This window comes from Dehalogenimonas sp. W (genome assembly GCF_037094495.1).
GTDB lineage: Bacteria > Chloroflexota > Dehalococcoidia > Dehalococcoidales > Dehalococcoidaceae > Dehalogenimonas > Dehalogenimonas loeffleri.
In genome coordinates this window covers 676,751-694,053 of sequence record NZ_CP146612.1, presented here as the reverse complement: position 1 = coordinate 694,053, position 17,303 = coordinate 676,751, and the positions used below count along the sequence as shown (strand labels likewise).

Sequence of the window (17,303 nt, the reverse complement as noted above, 5' to 3'; positions counted from 1 at the left end):
TTGTATTTTAGTTATTTGAATATGGAGAAATAATTTGTCTTACCCTGACCAGGTTCTGAATGCCGTTCAAAAACCGGCCCGTTATACCGGGGGCGAATGGAACGCCGTGAAAAAGGATTTCAGCCGGACGCTGGTTAAAAGCGTGCTGGCGTTCCCCGATATTTACGAGGTCGGTATGGCCAACCTGTCGTTGCCGATCCTCTACGACATCATCAACCGCCGTCCGGATGCCCTGGCCGAGCGGGTGTACATGCCCTGGCCGGACATGGCCGCAGCTATCCGCGAAAACGAACTGGCCCTGCTGTCGCTGGAAAACCAGCGGCCGGTGCGGGATTTTGACGTTATCGGGTTTTCGCTGGGCGCCGAATTATCCTATACCACGGTGCTGGAAATGCTGGATCTAGCCGGCTTGCCGGTATGGGCGGCAGCGCGGGATAATACCTGCCCGCTGGTCATCGCCGGGGGGACTTCGGCCTTTAACCCGGAACCGATGGCGGCATTTATTGACGCTTTTTTTGTCGGCGATGCCGAGGACAGCATCACCGAATTTCTGGATGTTTTAGGCGAGTGGCAATCAGGCGGCAAAGCGGGCGGGCGGGCTGCCCTGCTGGAGAAACTGGCTGGTATTGAAGGGGTATATATTCCCTCTCTTTACCGGGCGGATTACCATGATGACGGCACGCTGGCTGCATTGGTGCCCGAAAGCCCGGCCGCGCCGGCGGTTATCAACCGGCGGATTATCCGGGAATTACCGCCGCCGGTGACCAAACCGGTAGTGCCTTATTTGGAAGCGGTGCAGGACCGCGGCGTTATTGAAATCTCCCGCGGCTGTGTCCGCGGCTGTCGGTTCTGTCATGCCGGAACGGTGTACCGGCCGTCCCGGCAGCGCCCGCATCAGGAAGTGCTGGAAGCCGCCGACGCGATTATTCATAACTGCGGTTACGATGAAATATCGCTGTTATCGCTGTCCACCTCCGACTATGAAGGTATTGAAACACTGGTGGCCGAACTCGGCGAGCGCTACCGCGGCCGGCATCTGGCAATTTCGCTGCCCAGCCTCAGAGTTACCCCAGGTTCCGTATCACTAGTGGAAAGCCTGCCGGAAAAACGACGCAGCGGCCTGACCTTCGCCCCGGAAGCGGCCAGTCCGCGCCTGGGCCGGGTCATCAATAAAGTCATCCCCGAAGAAGAGCTGCTGACGACCGCAGCGGCCGCCTTCAACCGGGGCTGGACCACCCTCAAGTTATATTACATGCTGGGATTGCCGACCGAAACAATGGAAGACCTGTCCGCCATGGCCGAAACCCTGCACCGGGTCTATAACCTGGGCCGTACTTCACCCGGCCGGCGGCCGAGTCTCCGGGTCAGCCTGGCGACTTTTATTCCTAAGGCGCATACACCCTTCCAGTGGGTCGCTCAGGACGACGAAGACACTGTCACAGCCAAGCAGCACCATTTGCTGGGACTGGTTAAAAACAAGGGTATCCGCCTGTCCTGGAGTGATACTAAAATGAGCCTCCTGGAAGCGGCGCTCTCGCGCGGGGACCGGCGAATCTCGGCGGTGATTTACGCTGCCTGGCAGCGGGGCAGTACTCTTGACGGTTGGAGCGAGTTCTTTGACTGGGGGCGCTGGGCGGAGGCCTTTACCGAGACCGGTCTTGATCCGGATTTCTACGCCCGCCGGACCCGGTCCCTGGAAGAGTTATTGCCGTGGTCGCACATTGATATCGGTGTCAGCCCGGGTCACCTTAAACGCGAATACCGCCGGGCGCTGGCGGCGGAAGCCACCGGTGACTGTCACGACGGCTCTTGTCTGGCCTGCGGCTTGCATGAGGTGGTGCCCGCCTGTCAGGAGACACTGGCCAGACGCGGGGGCGAGTAACAGCGGTACCCATGGACACCGGCCTGACAACCGCATAGCGGTGTCTACAGCTTTAAGCTACGGGGGATTTCTGGTATAATTCTGGTGTATCGTTATGTCTAACTGGAGGGTGCGATGGGACTTTATCTGGCATTTATCATACCTCCGCTGCTGTTGATGCTTTATGCCCAGTGGCGGGTTTCTTCAACTTTCGGCAAATATAGCAAGATTGCCAATGACCGCGGCATGACCGGGCTGGCCGCCGCCCGCTGGCTGCTGGACCAGCACAATCTTCAGGAAGTCCGGGTTGAACTGTCCAAGGGTAAACTATCCGACCACTACGACCCGCGCGGCCGGGTGCTCCGGCTGTCACCCGATGTGGCCAACAAGTCCTCGGTGGCGGCGCTGGGGATTGTGGCCCATGAGGTCGGTCATGCTGTGCAGCATGCGACCGCCTACACCCCCCTTAAAATCCGTAATGCCATTTACCCGGTAGCCAGCCTCGGCTCCAACTTCGGCTTCATTTTAGTGTTTTTAGGTTTCATCCTTTACAGTTTCGGCACCGCTTTCGGGCTTAATATCGCCTGGGCCGGCGTGGCACTTTTCGGAGCTGCCGTCGTCTTTTCCGTCATCACCCTGCCGGTGGAGTTTAACGCCTCCACTCGAGCCCGGATCATGCTCCGTTCCACTGGGCTGGCCTCGGTTACCGAAATGAACGGTGCCTCAGCGGTGTTGTCGGCAGCGGCGCTAACCTATGTGGCCGCCATGCTCCAGGCCGTAATGCAGCTACTGTACTTCGTCATGCTCCTCATGGGCGGAAGGCGCTAAGCAACCCGATGACCAGACTCGGCTGCATGACTGACATGTGGCTTTTCGCGGCCCTGTCCGATGAAGAACGGACAGAATTGCAGCGTTCCTCAGTAAGACGGCTGGAATACAAGCGTGGTGAAAGCCTGTTCAGTGAGGGAGATGCTGCTGAAGCGGTTTTCCTGGTAACCGCCGGACGCCTCCGGCTTTTCAAACTATCTGAAGACGGTCGGGAAATCACGCTGGGCTATCTGGGCTTGAATGACCTGTTCGGCGAGGAAATCCTGTTTGCCGACAACCGCCGTACCTTTAATGCCGAAGCGGTGGAAGACACCCGGGTTTGCGCCTGCTTTAAGAAGGATATGGAGGCGATGCTGTCCAGTCATCCGGCAATGGCAACCCGGGTGATCAAAGTGATGGCTGACCGGCTGGCCCAACTGACCGAACACCTGGCGGATGTGGCCATATATGATGCCCGTGACCGGCTGTTGCGGACACTGGGCAGGTTAGCCCGGCAAAACGGAGAAGCTACAGAAAACGGCATCCGTCTGGGCTTCCGGCTGACTCACGACGACCTGGGAGCATTGATTGGGACTTCCCGGGTAATGGTAACCAACGTCCTTAAAGCACTCCGGGAAGAAGGGCTGGTCACCACCGATAATGAACTGCGGCGCCTGGTCATAGCCCCGCACCTGCTAAATATTGAGACGGAAACAGCGCCGGAAACATTATCGTCCCGGCGCTGTCTGTGTTTTTCCGAACCAGCCGTTTAAACGGGCAAGGTCACTGTAATCTGCTTCTCAAATTCAGCTTTTCAAGAGTGTAAACGCTCTTTCCTTCTTCTTTTGATAACTGTTCAATAACTACAAGGCGGCGGCGATGGCAAGTACAATCGCAGTCAACCCCAGCAGGATGTGGACAAAAAACAGCTTCGGCGTGATAAAGCCCTTCAAGGGATTACCCGGTGCCTTCAGTGTAAAGGCACAAACGCCCGCGAAGACCACAAAGATAGCGCTCCAAACTGATAATGACATTGGTGAAACCTCCTCTTTTTAATTCCGGTCATTGTCCCGCAAAAGCATCAGCAAAAGCAGTAAAGTATTTTACAACCGGTGCCGTTTTTTGATGACTTCCCGATGAAATCAAACAACTATTAGACAGAAATTAGATAAGTATGGTTTATTTTTGATAAGTCAGCGGCGGGTTACTCAGGAAAAGGCCACTCGGCGGAGAGCTTACGTTTGAATGCGGCATCTGCCTATAAATATAACTGTTAAAGATAACTAATTCTGATATACTGATTTAAGATATTGTTGTTACAGGTATTTGACGACCTGAAAAAGGATATTCCAGTTGATTGATCAGGCTGAAATAGAAGTTAAGAGCGGCGACGGCGGCCGCGGTTCGCCGGGCTTCCGGAGGGAGAAGTTTGTGCCTCGGGGCGGTCCGGACGGTGGTGACGGCGGCCGCGGCGGCAATGTTATTGTGGAAGCCGATAAAGATACCGGCAGCCTGATGAAGTATCGGCATCAGCGGCATTTCAAGGCCGGCGACGGCACCCGGGGAGCCGGACAGCGGTGTACCGGTAAAAGCGGGGCTGACGTTGTTATTAAAGTGCCGATCGGCACGGTGGTCAGGGACCGGGACACCGGGGAAGTTATTGGCGACCTGATGGCGCACAGGGAACGGGTTGTGGCTGCCCACGGCGGCAAAGGAGGGCTGGGTAATACTCACTTTGCCTCTTCCACCAACCAGGCTCCGAAACTGGCGCAGACGGGCGTTGCGGGTGAAACCAAAACGCTGTTGCTGGAGCTGAAGCTGATTGCGGATGCCGGCATTGTCGGCCTGCCTAATGCCGGTAAATCTTCCCTGTTACGCGCTGTGTCGGCGGCCACACCCAAAATCGGTGCTTATCCGTTCACCACACTGGAACCGGCGCTGGGCGTGATTGAAGCCGCCGATCGCCGCTGGGTGATGGCTGATGTTCCGGGACTGATTGAGGATGCCCACCTGGGTAAAGGGCTGGGGCACCAGTTTCTGCGCCATGTATCCCGCACCCGTGTTTTGGTCCATCTGATTGACGGCTCCGCCGCGGAACCGGTCAATGACATGGTGATGATAAACACCGAGCTATCGTTGTACGACCCGCGTCTGGGACAAAAACCGCAGGTTGTGGCCATCAACAAAATAGATCTGGACATGGTCAGGGAGCGAATGCCGGAACTTAAAAAGTTGTTCAAGGCGGCCGGCTTCAATGCGTTATTCATCTCAGCCCTGACCGGCGAAGGTGTTGATAAGCTGCTTGCAGAAATTGACCGTCTGCTTCAGGAGCAGGATCAAACAGAAGATAAAAGCGGCGATATCAAGGTTTTCCGCCCTGAACCGGAGAAGGAAAAGGTGACAGCTGTTCAGGAAGAAGACGGCTGGCATGTTTATTCTGATGAATTTGAACGTCTGGTGGCCGGTTCCGAAACCAATGATCCGGAAGTGAGGCGGCAGTTGTTCGGGGAACTCTGGCGCTGGGGAGTGGGCAAGCACCTGAAAGCCGCTAAATTAAAACCCGGTGAGAAGTTTTATATCGGCAATATGGAGTTCTATTGGTAAAACGGGGTATATTGGGCGGCACCTTTGACCCGCCTCATATGGGTCATCTGATGCTGGCGGAAGAAGCCTGTCGTTGCCTGGGACTGGATGAAGTCATCTTTATTCCCGCCGGTGAACCGTGGGTTAAAGCCGCCCAGCAGGTCAGTCCCGCTGCAGAACGGTTGGAGATGGTCAAACTGGCTGTCGCCGGCCGGCCCTGTTTCAAGGTCAGTGATATTGAGGTCCGGCGCCCCGGCGCTTCTTATACCTGGGAGACGCTGGTCCAGTTGCGGGATTTGTATCCTGATGATGAGCTCTATTTTATTCTCGGCTGGGATAATCTGGCGGCGCTGCCTTTATGGCATCACGCCGGTCGTATTATTACCGCTGCCAAACTAGCTGCCGCGCCGCGCGCCGGTTTTCCCCGACCGGATCTGGACGCACTGGATGCCCGGATACCGGGTATAAAAACGGCCACGGTTATCCTGGACGGTCCGCACGTGGAAATTTCAGCATCGGATATCCGGGCCCGGTTGAAAAAGGGACTGGCAACCGATGACCTGGTGCCGCCGCAGGTGGCCGCTTACATTGAGGCGAAAAACCTTTATCCAACCGTTTAGGCCAACGGTGATGAGGCGGATAGGTTACGGCGCTTTCCTGCATTGATCAGCCCGGCCGATTGGTCCTGATTACTGGTGTCTTCGCGCTGCCAGGCCGCCGGCCAACAGCAATTCCCGGTCAGCCATGATGTCGGTAGTGGCGCCGTCAGCCAGCACCTTCCCCTGCTTCATGACGATCAGCCGCGGGCAGAGGGCTTCAATTAATTCCAGATCATGAGTAACGACAATCCTGGTGATATCAAGTGAGTGAAGCAGGTCAATAAGTCCCCATTTGGCGGACGGATCAAGATTGCTGGACGGCTCATCAAGCGCCAGCACTTCCGGCGACATAGCCATGACGGAGGCCAGCGAAACGCGTTTTTTCTCACCCAGGCTCAGGTGATGCGAGGAGCGCCGTTCAAAACCGGCCAGACCGACGGCTTTAAGTGCGTCGGCTACGGTCCGGCGCACTTCAGCTTCGGATAAGCCCATATTAATGGGGCCAAAGGCGACATCATCAAAAACCTCAGGGCAGAAAAGCTGATCGTCGGGGTTCTGGAAAACCACGCCAACCTGCCGCCGTACCGTTTTCAAATTGGCGGCGGTTACCGGCAACCCGCCTACCTTCACGGCGCCGTTGGTGCCGTGGATGATGCCGTTGAAATGCAATAGCAAGGTTGATTTACCGGCACCGTTGGAGCCGGCAATGGCCACACTTTCGCCGCGGCTGATATTCAGGTTGATACCGTCCAGCGCTTTATGGCCGTCGGGGTAGCAGTAACTTAGGTTGTTAATACTGATCAGTTTATTCATGACAGCCACCGTCCGGCTATCAGGGGCAATAGAATAACCAGCCCCATCAAAATGCCGGCTCCGGCGTCACCGCGGCGGAAGGTCAGGTCGTTCAGTGTCCGGGAGGTGCCATCAAAGCCCCGTGCCACCATGGCGGCATAGACCCTTTCGCCTCGTTCATAGGAACGGATGAACAACGCGCCAATCATCCCGCCCACGGTTTTGGCCTGGAAAGAACGGGATAAGTGCCCCACGGTTCTGGAGTCCCGGGCCTGTTTCATCCGCATCACTTCATCAATCAGCAGGAACAGATAGCGATACATGAAGGAAAGTATCATCACTATTACCCGCGGAATTCTGAGCTTTTCCAGGCCTTTCAACAGGCTGGGCAGGGGGGTTGTGGAGGATAGAAGAATAAGCGCCAGCACCGATAACCAGCTACGGGCCAGCAGCGTACCAAGGAAAATCAAACCGCCGTCGGTAAGGCCCAGATGCCAGCTGCCGAGATTGAATCCCAGGAGTTCCAGTCCGGGCCGGGTAAAGACATTGATGATGCCCAGCAGCAGAACGAAAGGAACAATAACGAGCGAGCGTTTTAGAACGTAACCCAGCGGCAGCCGCGACAGCGCAAAGACGACGGCGAGCATACCGAAGTAAGCGGCAAAGGTCAGCCAACCGGCTTCGGGTGTCAGGACGACTGCCACTATGAACAGCAGTGATAACAGGAACTTCAGCCGCGGGTCACGTCGGTGTACCGGGCTGTTCAAGTGGCTGTATTGGTCTAAAAAACTGTGTCGCATGGAAGATATATCCTGATCAGCTATACTTAAAATTCGTGACTGTTGCTTTTATGCTTTAGCTGCTTGCGAGTTATCAGCCAGCTGAAGGCATACATCAGCGCAAACAGGATTAACACCCCGATCCAGCCGGCAAGTATCGTCGCCAGTGCCTCATTTTGGATTCCGGGAAAAACGTAATCAGCTATGATCTCAAAAGGAGCGGCCCTGGCAGTGTCAATAAACTCATGATCTTCAGCAACCCGCTCCAAACCGTCAGGTGAGCCGGAAGCCAGAGGTGATAGGGTAGCCAGGACTAGAGCTGTCCCCAGCGCAATCAGCCACCATTTCCGATAGCTATTCATGAACTTATACCCGCTCCAAATCAAGAATATCAGCCCTGGTGGCTAATACGGCCTGAAGAATGAAGACAGTGATTGCCCCTTCACCGATACCAATCAGGGCGTGAATGCCCAGCATGGCCGGTGTCACCACGGCAAAAGGGGAAGCCCCGGAAACAGCCAGCTCAATGGCGGCGGCAAATGCTGCCAGCATGACCGATACCCAGCCGGCAATGGCCGCGCCGGTCAGCCGTCCTCGGCGGCTGTTGCCCAGGATGCCGGAGACCAGTTTATAGGTTAGGAAAGCCCCAAAAACGGCTACGAAGCCCATATTAAAGATATTGGCGCCCAACGCCAGCAGACCGCCGTCCTGAAAGATCAGTGATTGGGCAATGAGAACAGCGGACATGATAATCACTCCAGCCCAGGGGCCGATCAAAACGGCGCACAACGCTGCGCCGATCAGGTGGCCGCTGGTGCCGCCGGCAACCGGGAAATTGAGCATCTGGGCGGCAAAGATGAAGGCGGCCAGAATGCCCATCAGCGGCACCTGTTTCTCGCCCAGTTTATTGGCAGCTATTTTTACGGCGACGCTCAGTCCGCCGACCGAGGCGATACCGGTGGTGGCCACGGTTGCTGTATTCAAAAATCCGTCAGGAATATGCATCGGTTAAATTCCAATTTCCAGATAAAACAAATGGGCAATCTCCGATTCTTAAAGGGTTATTCCCGGCACTCCCGGCACAAACCGGTGATAACGTGGTGGTTCAGGTCGGCGGCAAAACCCTGCTTTTCCAGTAAAGTTTCTCTGAGCAGTGACATTGACTCTTCCGGCAGTTCCACCACCCGGCCGCATTGGCGGCACTTGAGATGATGATGGTGGCCTTCTTCGGAATGGTGGTATACATGAGTACCATGGAGTTCCGCTTTGACGACCAGCCCCAGGCTTTCCATAAGTTCCAGAGTACGGTAAACCGTGGAGCGGTTGACACCGGCCACCTTGTCCCTGACCTGTTCATAGATGATGTCGGCGGTTAAGTGGGCATCTCCGCCATGGAGAATGTCCAGAATCACCCGGCGCTGCGGCGTCAGGCGGTAGCCTTTGGCTTTAAGTATGGTATTGCAACTCATTGTTATTGCGACCTTTTGCAATAATTATGACATGCGAGAACGGCGAGGTCAAGGGATAACAAAAAAGGGGAGAGGCCGGAAGCCTCTCCCCTTTTATTTGTGATTAGCGACGCTTATCTGGCGTAGTCGGTGGCCCGGGTCTCCCGGAGTACCGTCACCTTGATCTGGCCGGGGTAGTCCAGGCCGTCCTCAATCTTCTTGACGATGTCACGGGCCAGGCGCATGGCACCCAGGTCATCCACGACCTCCGGTTTGACCATGATGCGGACCTCGCGGCCCGCTTGAATGGCATAAGAGCGTTCCACACCTTCAAAGCTGTTGGCGATTTCCTCCAGCGCTTTAAGCCGCTTGATGTAATTTTCCAGTGATTCGCGGCGGGCGCCGGGTCTGGCGCTGGAGATGGCATCGGTGGCGGAAATGATGAAACCCCAGATGGAGGTGTCAGGCATGTCCAAATGATGTTCGGCGACACCGCGGACGACGTCAGCAGATTTATCCCACTGTTTGACCAAATCAGCACCGAGGGCGGCGTGGGTGCCCTCAACTTCACGGTCAACCGCCTTGCCGATGTCATGCAGGAAGCCGGCGCGTTTGGCGATATTGACGTTAACACCTAACTCAGTGGCGACCAGACCGGCCAACTGGGCAACTTCAACGCTGTGCTGCAACACGTTTTGCCCGTAACTGGTGCGGTATTTCAACCGACCCATAATCTTAATCAATTCCGGACGCAACCCGTGGACTCCGGCGGCATAAGCAGCCTGTTCACCGGCAGCCTGAATAGCCACGTCCACCTCTTCCTTGGCTTTAACTACCACTTCCTCAATGCGGGCCGGGTGAATGCGGCCGTCAAGGACCAGTTTGGACAGGGCCAAACGGGCGATTTCGCGCCGCACCGGGTCAAAGCTGCTGACGGTCACCGCTTCCGGGGTATCGTCAATAATCAGGTCAACGCCGGTAGCCTGTTCCAGGGCGCGGATATTGCGGCCTTCCCGGCCGATCAGGCGGCCCTTCATTTCATCCGAAGGGATGGGCACGACGCTGACGGTAGTTTCGGCGACGACATCAGAGGCGCAGCGCTGAATCGCCTGAATGATAATTTCCCGCGCTTTTTCATCTGACTCTTCTTTGATTTTCTGTTCCCACTGACGGATGCGGCGGGAAGTCTCCTGCTGCATTTCAGATTCAACCATCTCAAGCAGGTGATCTTTGGCTTCCTGAGTAGTCAGGCCGGCGACTGCTTCCAGTTTCTGTTGTTCCTGAGAGCGGAGATCTTCAACCTTCTCCAGCTCTTCCTCAATGGACTTTTCACGGTTAAGCAGGGCGCGTTCGCGCTGATCCAGATTCTCCAGCTTACGCTCCAGGGTTTCTACCTTCTGAGTAACCCGGTTTTCCTGTTTGACCAGTTCGGTGCGGCGTTCGCGAAGTTCTCCCTCCGCGGTCTGCCGCAGTTTGTCGGCCTCGTCCCGGGCTTCCTGAATGATGTTTCTGGATTCAGAACGGGATTCGGCAATGGTGTGGGACGCCTTGCGTTGGGCAACTTTCAATTGACGGGAAATCATGGTGCCCCGGGAAATGAAAATGGCCATGCCGCCGAAGATGGCGCCGATTACAAAACTAAAAAAGATTGCCAGTACGTTGTCAAGACCCATATATAAAAAACCCCCGATATATATTTAATTGGCTGCCGTTACCTGGGGGTAGCCGGCTTATACTAAGGTGTTCCCTCTGTAGTGTCAACCTGCCCCAGCAGTCCTTCGGACTCCAGTTGTTCCAGTGTTTGGCGGGTCAGTTCCCAGCCGAAGCCGCGGCGGCGCAGAAAATCAGCCAGTTTCTGTTTGGCTTCCTCTGCCGGTAAATTGGCCAGCCGCCCTGCCCGCCCGGCGGCGGCCTTCATGGCTGATGCTGCGTCATCCAGGTCTTCAACGGCGGCTTCTGCGGTATCAACAGGGATGCCTTTCAACCGCAATTCCTGTTTAATAACGTAGGTTGAGCGCGGGCTGGCGAATGACCGGCTGTCACTCCAGGCCCGGGCAAAAGCGGCATCGTCAATTAGCCCTGATTGCTTCAGACGGTCTATGACTCGGTCGACAGTCTCAGGTTCAAACTTCTTTCGAGTCAGGCGCTGTCGCATTTCGGTCTCAGTACGCGCCCGGTGAGCCAGGAGCCTGACAGCTGCCTGGAAACAGGCATTATCTGTTTCAGACTTTGCCCGCTGCCCGGATTCACCCGCAGGTGAGTTAATATTGTCTTCAGCGCCATCGGCAAGCGGCCTGGCGCCTGTCTGCCGTTTCGGCATAGTTAATCTGCCTTTGTTTTTACCGACTGGTTAGTCTATGTCTGTGTCCAGCTTGCAGCCGCCGGCGTTAGCCCTGATTTCCTGTTCAATGGTTTCGGCGATATCTTTATTCTGCGACAGGAAAGTCCGGGCAGCTTCCCGGCCCTGACCCAGGCGGGTTTCGCCCCAGGAGAAAAAGGCACCGGATTTTTTAACGATTCCGCTTTCCACTCCCAGATCCAGCAGATTGCCTTCCTTGGAAATGCCGGAATCAAACATGATATCAAATTCAGCCACACGGAACGGCGGTGCTACTTTGTTTTTTACTACTCTGGCCTTGACATGGCTGCCGATGGCCACGTTGCCGGCTTTCAGTGTTTCCATCCGGCGGATATCCAGGCGCACCGATGAATAGAACTTGAGTGCCCGGCCGCCGGGAGTGACTTCCGGATTACCGAACATGACGCCCACTTTTTCCCGCAACTGGTTGATGAAGATAACAGCGGTCCCGGTGTTGCCGATGGTAGCTGTCAGCTTACGCAGGGCCTGACTCATCAGGCGGGCTTGCAGGCCGACATGAGAATCACCCATGTCCCCTTCCAATTCAGCTTTGGGTACCAGGGCAGCGACGCTGTCTACGACCACCAGGTCTGCCCCGCCGCTTCTGACCAGTTTTTCACAGATATCCAGCGCTTCTTCACCGGCGTCGGGTTGGGCGATGAAGAACTCATCCAGATTGATGCCGCAGATTTTGGCGTATTTGGGATCAAAGGCGTGTTCAACGTCAATGTAGAACGCCTTGCCGCCGGCTTTCTGGCATTCGGCGATGATGTGCTGGGCCAGCGTCGTTTTGCCGGAGCCTTCCGGACCGTAGATTTCGGTGACCCGGCCACGGGGGATGCCGCCGACGCCCAACGCCAGATCCAGCGCCAGTGAGCCGGTGGGGATAACGTCAACGGCCACGGTTGAGGCGGCATCCGTAAGCTTCATGATGGCGCCTTTGCCGAACTGTTTCTCAATCAGTCCGAAGGCAACCTCCAGGGCTTTATCCCTTTCCGCGTTTTGTTTTTCCGTACTCATAAATTCAATTCGTTCCTTTATATTATATAGTTTCAATCAGGGTGGCTACCGGCATAATATCACAGCCCGGCTAATTACACAAGTGTTCTAGTATAACCCATGGGTTTAACCACTGTAATTATCACCCGATGTGGCGCGGCAGTCAAAATTAGCAGTCAAAGTAAGAGTTTGCTAATTTATGGCCGTTTTGGGCGGTTTTATGTCCGGTGACGATTGACAGGAGTCCGGGTGGCGGGGTATCATTTATTCTCAGTTAGCAGAAATTACCTGCACTAACTCAGGAGGTTAGAAATGCGTTTAGGACCAATGGAGCTGATCATTATCCTGGTGATAGTTCTCTTGATTTTCGGTGTCGGCAAATTGCCGCAGGTCGGTGAGGCGCTGGGCAAAGGCTTGAAATCCTTCCAGAAGGCCTCTTCCGGTGAGGATGAAGAAGAAGAGAAAAAGGAAGAAGTTAAGGCTGAAAAGCCGGCGGAAGCCCCCAAGGCTGAGGTTATTGAGGCAAAGCCCGAAGCTGAAGCCCCCAAGCCGGAATCTTCCGAGAAGGCCTGATAGTCCGGTATTAACCGGTAATCTCTTTCTTAAGGGGAGGTATCTCCCCAACCCAGGGGGTGACAGATGCGGTTTGGTGTTTTAGAAATCATACTGGTTGTCGTTATTATATTACTGATCACCGGGGCGGCCTTTGTTCCCGCGGTGAGTAAGAATCTGGGCAAGGGTGTGCGGCAGTTACGGCAGGCCCTTGGCGGCAAAGAGAACGATGACAGCCCGAAGGTGATCACCAAACTTGAGGATGGTGAAGCCGCTCAAGAAATCAACCGCCGGGCCAAGGGTAAGAGTAGTTCATAATCCGGCTGATGTCAGCCAATTGTGGTAAAATCAATCAAGTGCTGAGGCGTAAGGTAGCTAGATGAATTTTTTCGGTATGGGTACATTTGAGATCATTACGATACTCATTGTCGCCACTCTCATTTTTGGTCCCAACAGAATTCCGGAATTTGCCAAGAAGGCGGGTGAGTTCCTGCGTGGTTTCCGTAAGGTCACTTCTGACATGACCAAGGAATTTACCAAGGCCATTGACAGTTCCCCCACCAAACCTTCCAGCACCTCAAAGCCATCAAGTACTTCTACCGGCAGTAAAACACTGGATAATTTCCTGAGCGGCAGCGATAAAAAATAACCAGCTGAACAGAAGGATTAAACCGAAAACATGACCACCGCAGAAGAACATCGTTTGCCCATCACCCAGCATTTTACCGAGATGCGGCAACGCTTCATTCGTTCTCTTGCGGGTATTGGCGTTGGTACAGCAATCGCTATTTTCTTTGGGTTTGACATTATTGAAGTCTTGAAAGGTCCCGCAGGGGATCTCGCTGGTCAGCTTGTGGCTATCGAGATGCTGGAAATGATCAGCCTGTATTTTCGGGTTTCTTTGACCGCCGGTTTCATCTTGGCTATGCCATGGGTGCTGTATCAGTTCTTCGCTTTCCTGATGCCTGCCTTCACTCAAAAAGAGAAGCGGTTCATTTTCACTTTCTTCCCCTTTATTGTCATCATGTTCCTCTCCGGTGTTGCTTTTGCGTATTGGGTGGCAATGCCTCCAGCGGTGCAATTTCTCTTTGGGTTTGGTGCCGAGACAATTGAAGTAATGCCGCGGGTTTCTAATTATATTGATGTGGTACTCCGCTTGCTGGTAGGTATTGGCCTGGCTTTTGAACTGCCAATTATTTTGACTGCTCTCTCGGCGGTGGGGATTGTTACATCAAAATGGTTGGCTTCAAAACGGAAAATATGGTTAGTAATGGCTTTTGTATTGGCTGCCTTTATCACACCGACCATGGATCCCATCAATCAGGCAATTGTAGCCGGACCGCTGATTGTTCTGTATGAACTCAGTATCTGGCTGACTAAGATTGTCAAAAAGGGCAAAAAGGCCAAAAGCTGATTTGTAAGCTGTCAATCCGGAGCATATAATATCGCCGTGGTCCCGGCTTACCCGTGCGGGCAGGCCGGGATTTTTATTGTGAGCAAACATTGAGAAAACAAACCGGTGATTAGCAGGTTATGTATCGGAAGTACCATATTAGCAGGCTTGAGGCTGAACGCGTGCCGCTATCCGGAAAGTTGCGTCATCCTTGAATAATTATTTTAGAAAGCACACTTCCCGGGTATTTTTAGGCCTGGCGGTGATTGCTCTTATTGGCGCGGCTATATATGGTCAGGCCAGCCATGGGCTGACCGGTTATGAGCAGTTTCTGCCCGATGCGATGCCCGAAGCTGACAGCTTCAGCGCAGTGCGCTCAAGCGGTGGCGCGACTGTCTATGCGGCTAAAGATGCCGAAGGTCAGGAAATTGGTTATATCACCGCCTCCGAAGGACCCGGGTACGGCGGGCCGATGGCGGTGCTGGTAAACTGGACACTGGAAGGCACGATTACTGCCGTCAACATTCCCCAACACCATGAGGACCTGCCCTGGTGGCGGGCGTTGGAGCGCAATAACTTCTTCGGGCAGTATGTTGGGCGAAGCTTCAGCGAGCCGCTGCGGCTTTTTGATGACATAGACAATGTAACCGGGTCAACGGTTTCGTCCAACGGCGTGGCGGTCGGTATTCGTGACGGCCGTGCCATAATGGCATCATATCTGGGCCAGCCGTATACCGGACCGGGTGATCCCATCCAATTCGGCTGGCCAGAAATCGCGGTTGTCTTCGGCATTCTCTCGGTGGTACTGCTGCGGCTGACGCCCCGGTTGCGGCGCTATACCTGGTTGCGTAATTACAGCTTGGCCTATGGCTTGATCGTTTTCGGCATCTGGCTTTCCGTTCCGCTCAGTCTGACCAACATTGCTTCATGGCTAATCGGGTATTCACCGCACCTGGAAACATTTATTATCATATATATTGTCGTTTTTGGCTTTTTAGGCCTGGCGGTAATACTGGGCAAGAACTTCTACTGTTTCTGGCTCTGCCCTTACGTGGCTGTACAGGAGTTCATCCATACGGTCTTCCGCATGCGCATCCAGCCGGATGCAAAGTGGTTTAAGGTCTTTAGGAATATGCGCTATGTCCTGTTGTTCATAGCACTGTTTCTGGTGCTTGCGTTGAAGAACCCGTCCGTATCGGTGTTTGAACCCTGGAATGTATTGTTCAGCCTCAAGGGCACTCAAGACCAGTGGGTGTTGATGTTCTTTGCGCTGGCTGGTTCCATGTTTGTATACGATTTCTGGTGCCATTATCTGTGCCCAATCGGCGCCGTAATGGATATTATTCTGAAAGTCCGCCGGGGGATTGTTGAAAAATGGTCAAAAAACAAACCAGTCCAAAACCGCGTTACGCCTCCAACATCTTTGTAGGGTTGCTGGTGCTGACCGGCGCCGTCATGGTCATGATTGTTATTATTAACAAGATGGCTGAGGTGCTGGGACAGGTGTAGCAATCAAAAAATGATCAAGCTCATTTATATTAATTTTAGCGCGTTTCAAAGAACCACCCGATATTGATTTTCTCGTGATATTGAGGTTGGGTGGCTGATTTGAAATACTTTGGTTTAAATAAGGGAAGAGGGGGTTAACCCCCTCTTCCCTTATTAGTCGGAATTTATTATTTTATCCGGTTCTAGTGAGATAACCGAATTCAGGTCCCATAGTATTCCACCAGTCCTCAATATATGTGTCGCCCATTTGATGCGCCCGCCAATTTTGTCCATATTGGAAGGTATCGTCCATGTTATTGAAGAAGGCATTAAATACTGAGGTGGTGGACGCGACTGCCTTTACAATCTCATGAACGTTGGCATCATCGAATTTTGAGAAGACACAATTGGCCATACACATACCGCAGTATCCTGGCCCCCAAGTACTCTTGTAGTCAAATTTACCACCACAAGTTGGGTAATTGAGGAACCAAGCCTTTACGCCGGAATTATTCCATGCTCCATGACCTTCCCAGGTAGGTTCTGTCTCAATAGGAATGGTACTGGTTGGGCATTGAATACCGCATTTTTTACATGTATAACAAAAACGATTCATTCCTGCGTCGATTGGTTTAGTGGGCGCCAGAGGCATGTCGGTGAAAAAGAAGTTGAATTTCCGGTGCATTGCCCCATGCTCGGGTGTAATAACATTGGCTCCACGCCCTAGCTCACCTACGCCTGTCATCACAGGCCATGATGCCGAGCCTGCAGGGCTGGTACCCAGGCAGGAGTAACCAAGTGTCCGCAAGAATTCCTGGAATCTTGAATCCATATGGGCCGCGGTAAAATATGCTATCTGTTGGGCGGAATTGATTATTGCTCCGGGAGCTGTCTTGGTCGCATGTTCTCCATGACGAGTATCGGCAACAAAGACATATTTACACTTACGGGGAACTACATATTTTGTTGCCGTAGTATACGGTTCGTCAACATCTTCGAACACAATGTCTTGTTTGCCATTGTTTGACCAAATGATTTTGATGTTTTGTTCATTGAGTTCGGCAACGCCCACGGTGAAGGCGCCAAACAATCTTCCGGCTACTCTCAAAATACGCGTGTTTTCCTCGGGTGTTGCAGACCATTTCGGTACTCCGAGGATTTCCGGGGTTTTTGATTTCTGGGGGCCTAAGAAAGTATATGGAGGTTCAAAGCTGCGACTGATTTGAGTCCCGTTCCATAAAGCCTGGTCTCTCAGTGTCATCCCTGGGGTATTGGCTTTGGCCCATTTACTATGGGCTTCATTTATGTCAGTCGTGCCTTCAAGCTTGAGAACCAAATCCTTTGATGCGTCATTGATTTTTTGAAAATCACCGGTGCTAAAAATCCTTTTGTCATAACGTTTCATTAGCGACCAATCAATTTCAACAGCTGGCGTATCCTTTTCTTTTACGTACCAAGGTCGTTTGAGATCCCCGGCGGGAGCTCCCATCACCTCATCCATATCACTAAACATGGGCGCCACTGCTGATAAAGCCCCGATACTTGCTCCTGCGAGGCCAAGACCTTTCATGAAATCCCTTCTGCTTACACTACTGTGAAATTTTGACATTTTATTGCTTCCTCTCATTATTTTGTCTGGACGT

The 17,303-nt window shown here is 53.6% G+C and carries 21 protein-coding genes; 11 read left to right on the top strand and 10 right to left on the bottom strand.

The window, feature by feature from the left end; genetic code table 11:
* Nucleotides 1–34: 34 nt before the first annotated feature.
* The 3 genes from V8247_RS03540 to V8247_RS03530 all read left to right on the top strand — a co-directional run bounded on the left by V8247_RS03540 (nucleotide 35) and on the right by V8247_RS03530 (nucleotide 3,441).
* The gene (locus V8247_RS03540) at nucleotides 35–1,882 is read left to right on the top strand and encodes a TIGR03960 family B12-binding radical SAM protein (RefSeq protein ID WP_338738827.1); all 1,848 of its coding nucleotides are present in this window, start codon (nucleotides 35–37) and stop codon (nucleotides 1,880–1,882) included.
* Nucleotides 1,883–1,996: 114 nt separating this feature from the next.
* Nucleotides 1,997–2,689 (top strand): zinc metallopeptidase, encoded by a 693-nt coding sequence (locus V8247_RS03535; protein WP_338738825.1) that lies wholly within the window; start codon nucleotides 1,997–1,999, stop codon nucleotides 2,687–2,689.
* Nucleotides 2,690–2,697: 8 nt separating this feature from the next.
* Nucleotides 2,698–3,441: a Crp/Fnr family transcriptional regulator gene (locus V8247_RS03530; RefSeq protein ID WP_338738823.1), complete on the top strand. Its 744-nt coding sequence runs from the start codon at nucleotides 2,698–2,700 to the stop codon at nucleotides 3,439–3,441.
* A 90-nt stretch (nucleotides 3,442–3,531) separates the two neighbouring features.
* Here V8247_RS03530 and V8247_RS03525 read toward each other — a convergent pair whose 3' ends face one another.
* Nucleotides 3,532–3,702 (bottom strand): hypothetical protein, encoded by a 171-nt coding sequence (locus tag V8247_RS03525; RefSeq protein ID WP_338738821.1) that lies wholly within the window; start codon nucleotides 3,700–3,702, stop codon nucleotides 3,532–3,534.
* A 319-nt stretch (nucleotides 3,703–4,021) separates the two neighbouring features.
* Here V8247_RS03525 and obgE point away from each other — a divergent pair, with 319 nt between their 5' ends.
* Both obgE and nadD read left to right on the top strand, forming a co-directional pair.
* Complete coding sequence (gene obgE, locus V8247_RS03520; protein WP_338738819.1) at nucleotides 4,022–5,272, top strand: GTPase ObgE; 1,251 nt, start codon at nucleotides 4,022–4,024, stop codon at nucleotides 5,270–5,272.
* On the top strand, nucleotides 5,266–5,871 hold the full coding sequence (gene nadD / locus V8247_RS03515) for a nicotinate-nucleotide adenylyltransferase (protein WP_338738817.1): 606 nt from the start codon (nucleotides 5,266–5,268) through the stop codon (nucleotides 5,869–5,871). Before obgE ends, nadD begins: the two co-directional genes overlap by 7 nt.
* Nucleotides 5,872–5,940: 69 nt before the next feature.
* On the opposite strand, the gene V8247_RS03510 is transcribed toward nadD, so the two are convergent.
* The 8 genes from V8247_RS03510 to recA form a co-directional block, all read right to left on the bottom strand.
* Entirely contained in the window at nucleotides 5,941–6,663 is a 723-nt protein-coding gene (locus V8247_RS03510) for an ABC transporter ATP-binding protein (RefSeq protein WP_338738815.1), read from the bottom strand.
* Nucleotides 6,660–7,442, bottom strand: coding sequence for a cobalt ECF transporter T component CbiQ (cbiQ, locus tag V8247_RS03505; RefSeq protein ID WP_338738812.1), 783 nt, complete (start codon nucleotides 7,440–7,442; stop codon nucleotides 6,660–6,662). The genes V8247_RS03510 and cbiQ overlap by 4 nt, the downstream gene beginning before the upstream one ends.
* 26 nt (nucleotides 7,443–7,468) lie before the next feature.
* On the bottom strand, nucleotides 7,469–7,783 hold the full coding sequence (locus tag V8247_RS03500; protein WP_338738810.1) for a PDGLE domain-containing protein: 315 nt from the start codon (nucleotides 7,781–7,783) through the stop codon (nucleotides 7,469–7,471).
* A 4-nt stretch (nucleotides 7,784–7,787) separates the two neighbouring features.
* On the bottom strand, nucleotides 7,788–8,426 hold the full coding sequence (locus V8247_RS03495) for an energy-coupling factor ABC transporter permease (protein WP_338738808.1): 639 nt from the start codon (nucleotides 8,424–8,426) through the stop codon (nucleotides 7,788–7,790).
* Nucleotides 8,427–8,482: 56 nt separating this feature from the next.
* Nucleotides 8,483–8,890 (bottom strand): Fur family transcriptional regulator, encoded by a 408-nt coding sequence (locus V8247_RS03490; protein ID WP_338738806.1) that lies wholly within the window; start codon nucleotides 8,888–8,890, stop codon nucleotides 8,483–8,485.
* A 113-nt stretch (nucleotides 8,891–9,003) separates the two neighbouring features.
* Entirely contained in the window at nucleotides 9,004–10,542 is a 1,539-nt protein-coding gene (gene rny / locus V8247_RS03485; RefSeq protein WP_338738804.1) for a ribonuclease Y, read from the bottom strand.
* Between the two features lie 62 nt (nucleotides 10,543–10,604).
* Nucleotides 10,605–11,189 (bottom strand): regulatory protein RecX, encoded by a 585-nt coding sequence (locus V8247_RS03480; protein ID WP_338738802.1) that lies wholly within the window; start codon nucleotides 11,187–11,189, stop codon nucleotides 10,605–10,607.
* A 30-nt stretch (nucleotides 11,190–11,219) separates the two neighbouring features.
* Nucleotides 11,220–12,248, bottom strand: a complete 1,029-nt coding sequence (recA, locus tag V8247_RS03475) for a recombinase RecA (protein WP_338738800.1) — start codon at nucleotides 12,246–12,248, stop codon at nucleotides 11,220–11,222.
* A 291-nt stretch (nucleotides 12,249–12,539) separates the two neighbouring features.
* On the opposite strand from recA, the gene tatA reads away from it, so the two are divergent.
* The 6 genes from tatA to V8247_RS03445 all read left to right on the top strand — a co-directional run bounded on the left by tatA (nucleotide 12,540) and on the right by V8247_RS03445 (nucleotide 15,681).
* Complete coding sequence (gene tatA, locus V8247_RS03470) at nucleotides 12,540–12,800, top strand: twin-arginine translocase TatA/TatE family subunit (protein WP_338738798.1); 261 nt, start codon at nucleotides 12,540–12,542, stop codon at nucleotides 12,798–12,800.
* A 66-nt stretch (nucleotides 12,801–12,866) separates the two neighbouring features.
* The gene (locus V8247_RS03465) at nucleotides 12,867–13,097 is read left to right on the top strand and encodes a twin-arginine translocase TatA/TatE family subunit (protein ID WP_338738796.1); all 231 of its coding nucleotides are present in this window, start codon (nucleotides 12,867–12,869) and stop codon (nucleotides 13,095–13,097) included.
* 61 nt (nucleotides 13,098–13,158) lie between these two features.
* Nucleotides 13,159–13,428 carry a twin-arginine translocase TatA/TatE family subunit gene (locus tag V8247_RS03460; protein ID WP_338738794.1) on the top strand — a complete coding sequence of 90 codons (270 nt, stop codon included), beginning with the start codon at nucleotides 13,159–13,161 and terminating at the stop codon, nucleotides 13,426–13,428.
* A 30-nt stretch (nucleotides 13,429–13,458) separates the two neighbouring features.
* Nucleotides 13,459–14,193 carry a twin-arginine translocase subunit TatC gene (gene tatC / locus V8247_RS03455; protein ID WP_338738792.1) on the top strand — a complete coding sequence of 245 codons (735 nt, stop codon included), beginning with the start codon at nucleotides 13,459–13,461 and terminating at the stop codon, nucleotides 14,191–14,193.
* Between the two features lie 190 nt (nucleotides 14,194–14,383).
* Nucleotides 14,384–15,601, top strand: a complete 1,218-nt coding sequence (locus V8247_RS03450; protein WP_338738790.1) for a 4Fe-4S binding protein — start codon at nucleotides 14,384–14,386, stop codon at nucleotides 15,599–15,601.
* Nucleotides 15,547–15,681, top strand: coding sequence for a hypothetical protein (locus V8247_RS03445; protein WP_338738788.1), 135 nt, complete (start codon nucleotides 15,547–15,549; stop codon nucleotides 15,679–15,681). Before V8247_RS03450 ends, V8247_RS03445 begins: the two co-directional genes overlap by 55 nt.
* A gap of 172 nt (nucleotides 15,682–15,853) precedes the next feature.
* On the opposite strand, the gene V8247_RS03440 is transcribed toward V8247_RS03445, so the two are convergent.
* Nucleotides 15,854–17,269: a reductive dehalogenase gene (locus tag V8247_RS03440; protein ID WP_338738786.1), complete on the bottom strand. Its 1,416-nt coding sequence runs from the start codon at nucleotides 17,267–17,269 to the stop codon at nucleotides 15,854–15,856.
* Nucleotides 17,270–17,303 lie beyond the last annotated feature (34 nt).

Excerpts from the sequence above, each read along its gene's own strand:
- V8247_RS03535 (WP_338738825.1), top strand. The coding sequence starts at position 1,997 with ATGGGACTTTATCTGGCATTTATCATACCTCCGCTGCTGTTGATGCTT.
- V8247_RS03530 (WP_338738823.1), top strand. The coding sequence starts at position 2,698 with ATGACCAGACTCGGCTGCATGACTGACATGTGGCTTTTCGCGGCCCTG.
- V8247_RS03525 (WP_338738821.1), bottom strand. The coding sequence starts at position 3,702 with ATGTCATTATCAGTTTGGAGCGCTATCTTTGTGGTCTTCGCGGGCGTT.
- V8247_RS03510 (WP_338738815.1), bottom strand. The coding sequence starts at position 6,663 with ATGAATAAACTGATCAGTATTAACAACCTAAGTTACTGCTACCCCGAC.
- cbiQ (WP_338738812.1), bottom strand. The coding sequence starts at position 7,442 with ATGCGACACAGTTTTTTAGACCAATACAGCCACTTGAACAGCCCGGTA.
- V8247_RS03500 (WP_338738810.1), bottom strand. The coding sequence starts at position 7,783 with ATGAATAGCTATCGGAAATGGTGGCTGATTGCGCTGGGGACAGCTCTA.
- V8247_RS03495 (WP_338738808.1), bottom strand. The coding sequence starts at position 8,426 with ATGCATATTCCTGACGGATTTTTGAATACAGCAACCGTGGCCACCACC.
- V8247_RS03490 (WP_338738806.1), bottom strand. The coding sequence starts at position 8,890 with ATGAGTTGCAATACCATACTTAAAGCCAAAGGCTACCGCCTGACGCCG.
- rny (WP_338738804.1), bottom strand. The coding sequence starts at position 10,542 with ATGGGTCTTGACAACGTACTGGCAATCTTTTTTAGTTTTGTAATCGGC.
- V8247_RS03480 (WP_338738802.1), bottom strand. The coding sequence starts at position 11,189 with ATGCCGAAACGGCAGACAGGCGCCAGGCCGCTTGCCGATGGCGCTGAA.
- recA (WP_338738800.1), bottom strand. The coding sequence starts at position 12,248 with ATGAGTACGGAAAAACAAAACGCGGAAAGGGATAAAGCCCTGGAGGTT.
- tatA (WP_338738798.1), top strand. The coding sequence starts at position 12,540 with ATGCGTTTAGGACCAATGGAGCTGATCATTATCCTGGTGATAGTTCTC.
- V8247_RS03465 (WP_338738796.1), top strand. The coding sequence starts at position 12,867 with ATGCGGTTTGGTGTTTTAGAAATCATACTGGTTGTCGTTATTATATTA.
- V8247_RS03460 (WP_338738794.1), top strand. The coding sequence starts at position 13,159 with ATGAATTTTTTCGGTATGGGTACATTTGAGATCATTACGATACTCATT.
- tatC (WP_338738792.1), top strand. The coding sequence starts at position 13,459 with ATGACCACCGCAGAAGAACATCGTTTGCCCATCACCCAGCATTTTACC.
- V8247_RS03445 (WP_338738788.1), top strand. The coding sequence starts at position 15,547 with ATGGTCAAAAAACAAACCAGTCCAAAACCGCGTTACGCCTCCAACATC.
- V8247_RS03440 (WP_338738786.1), bottom strand. The coding sequence starts at position 17,269 with ATGTCAAAATTTCACAGTAGTGTAAGCAGAAGGGATTTCATGAAAGGT.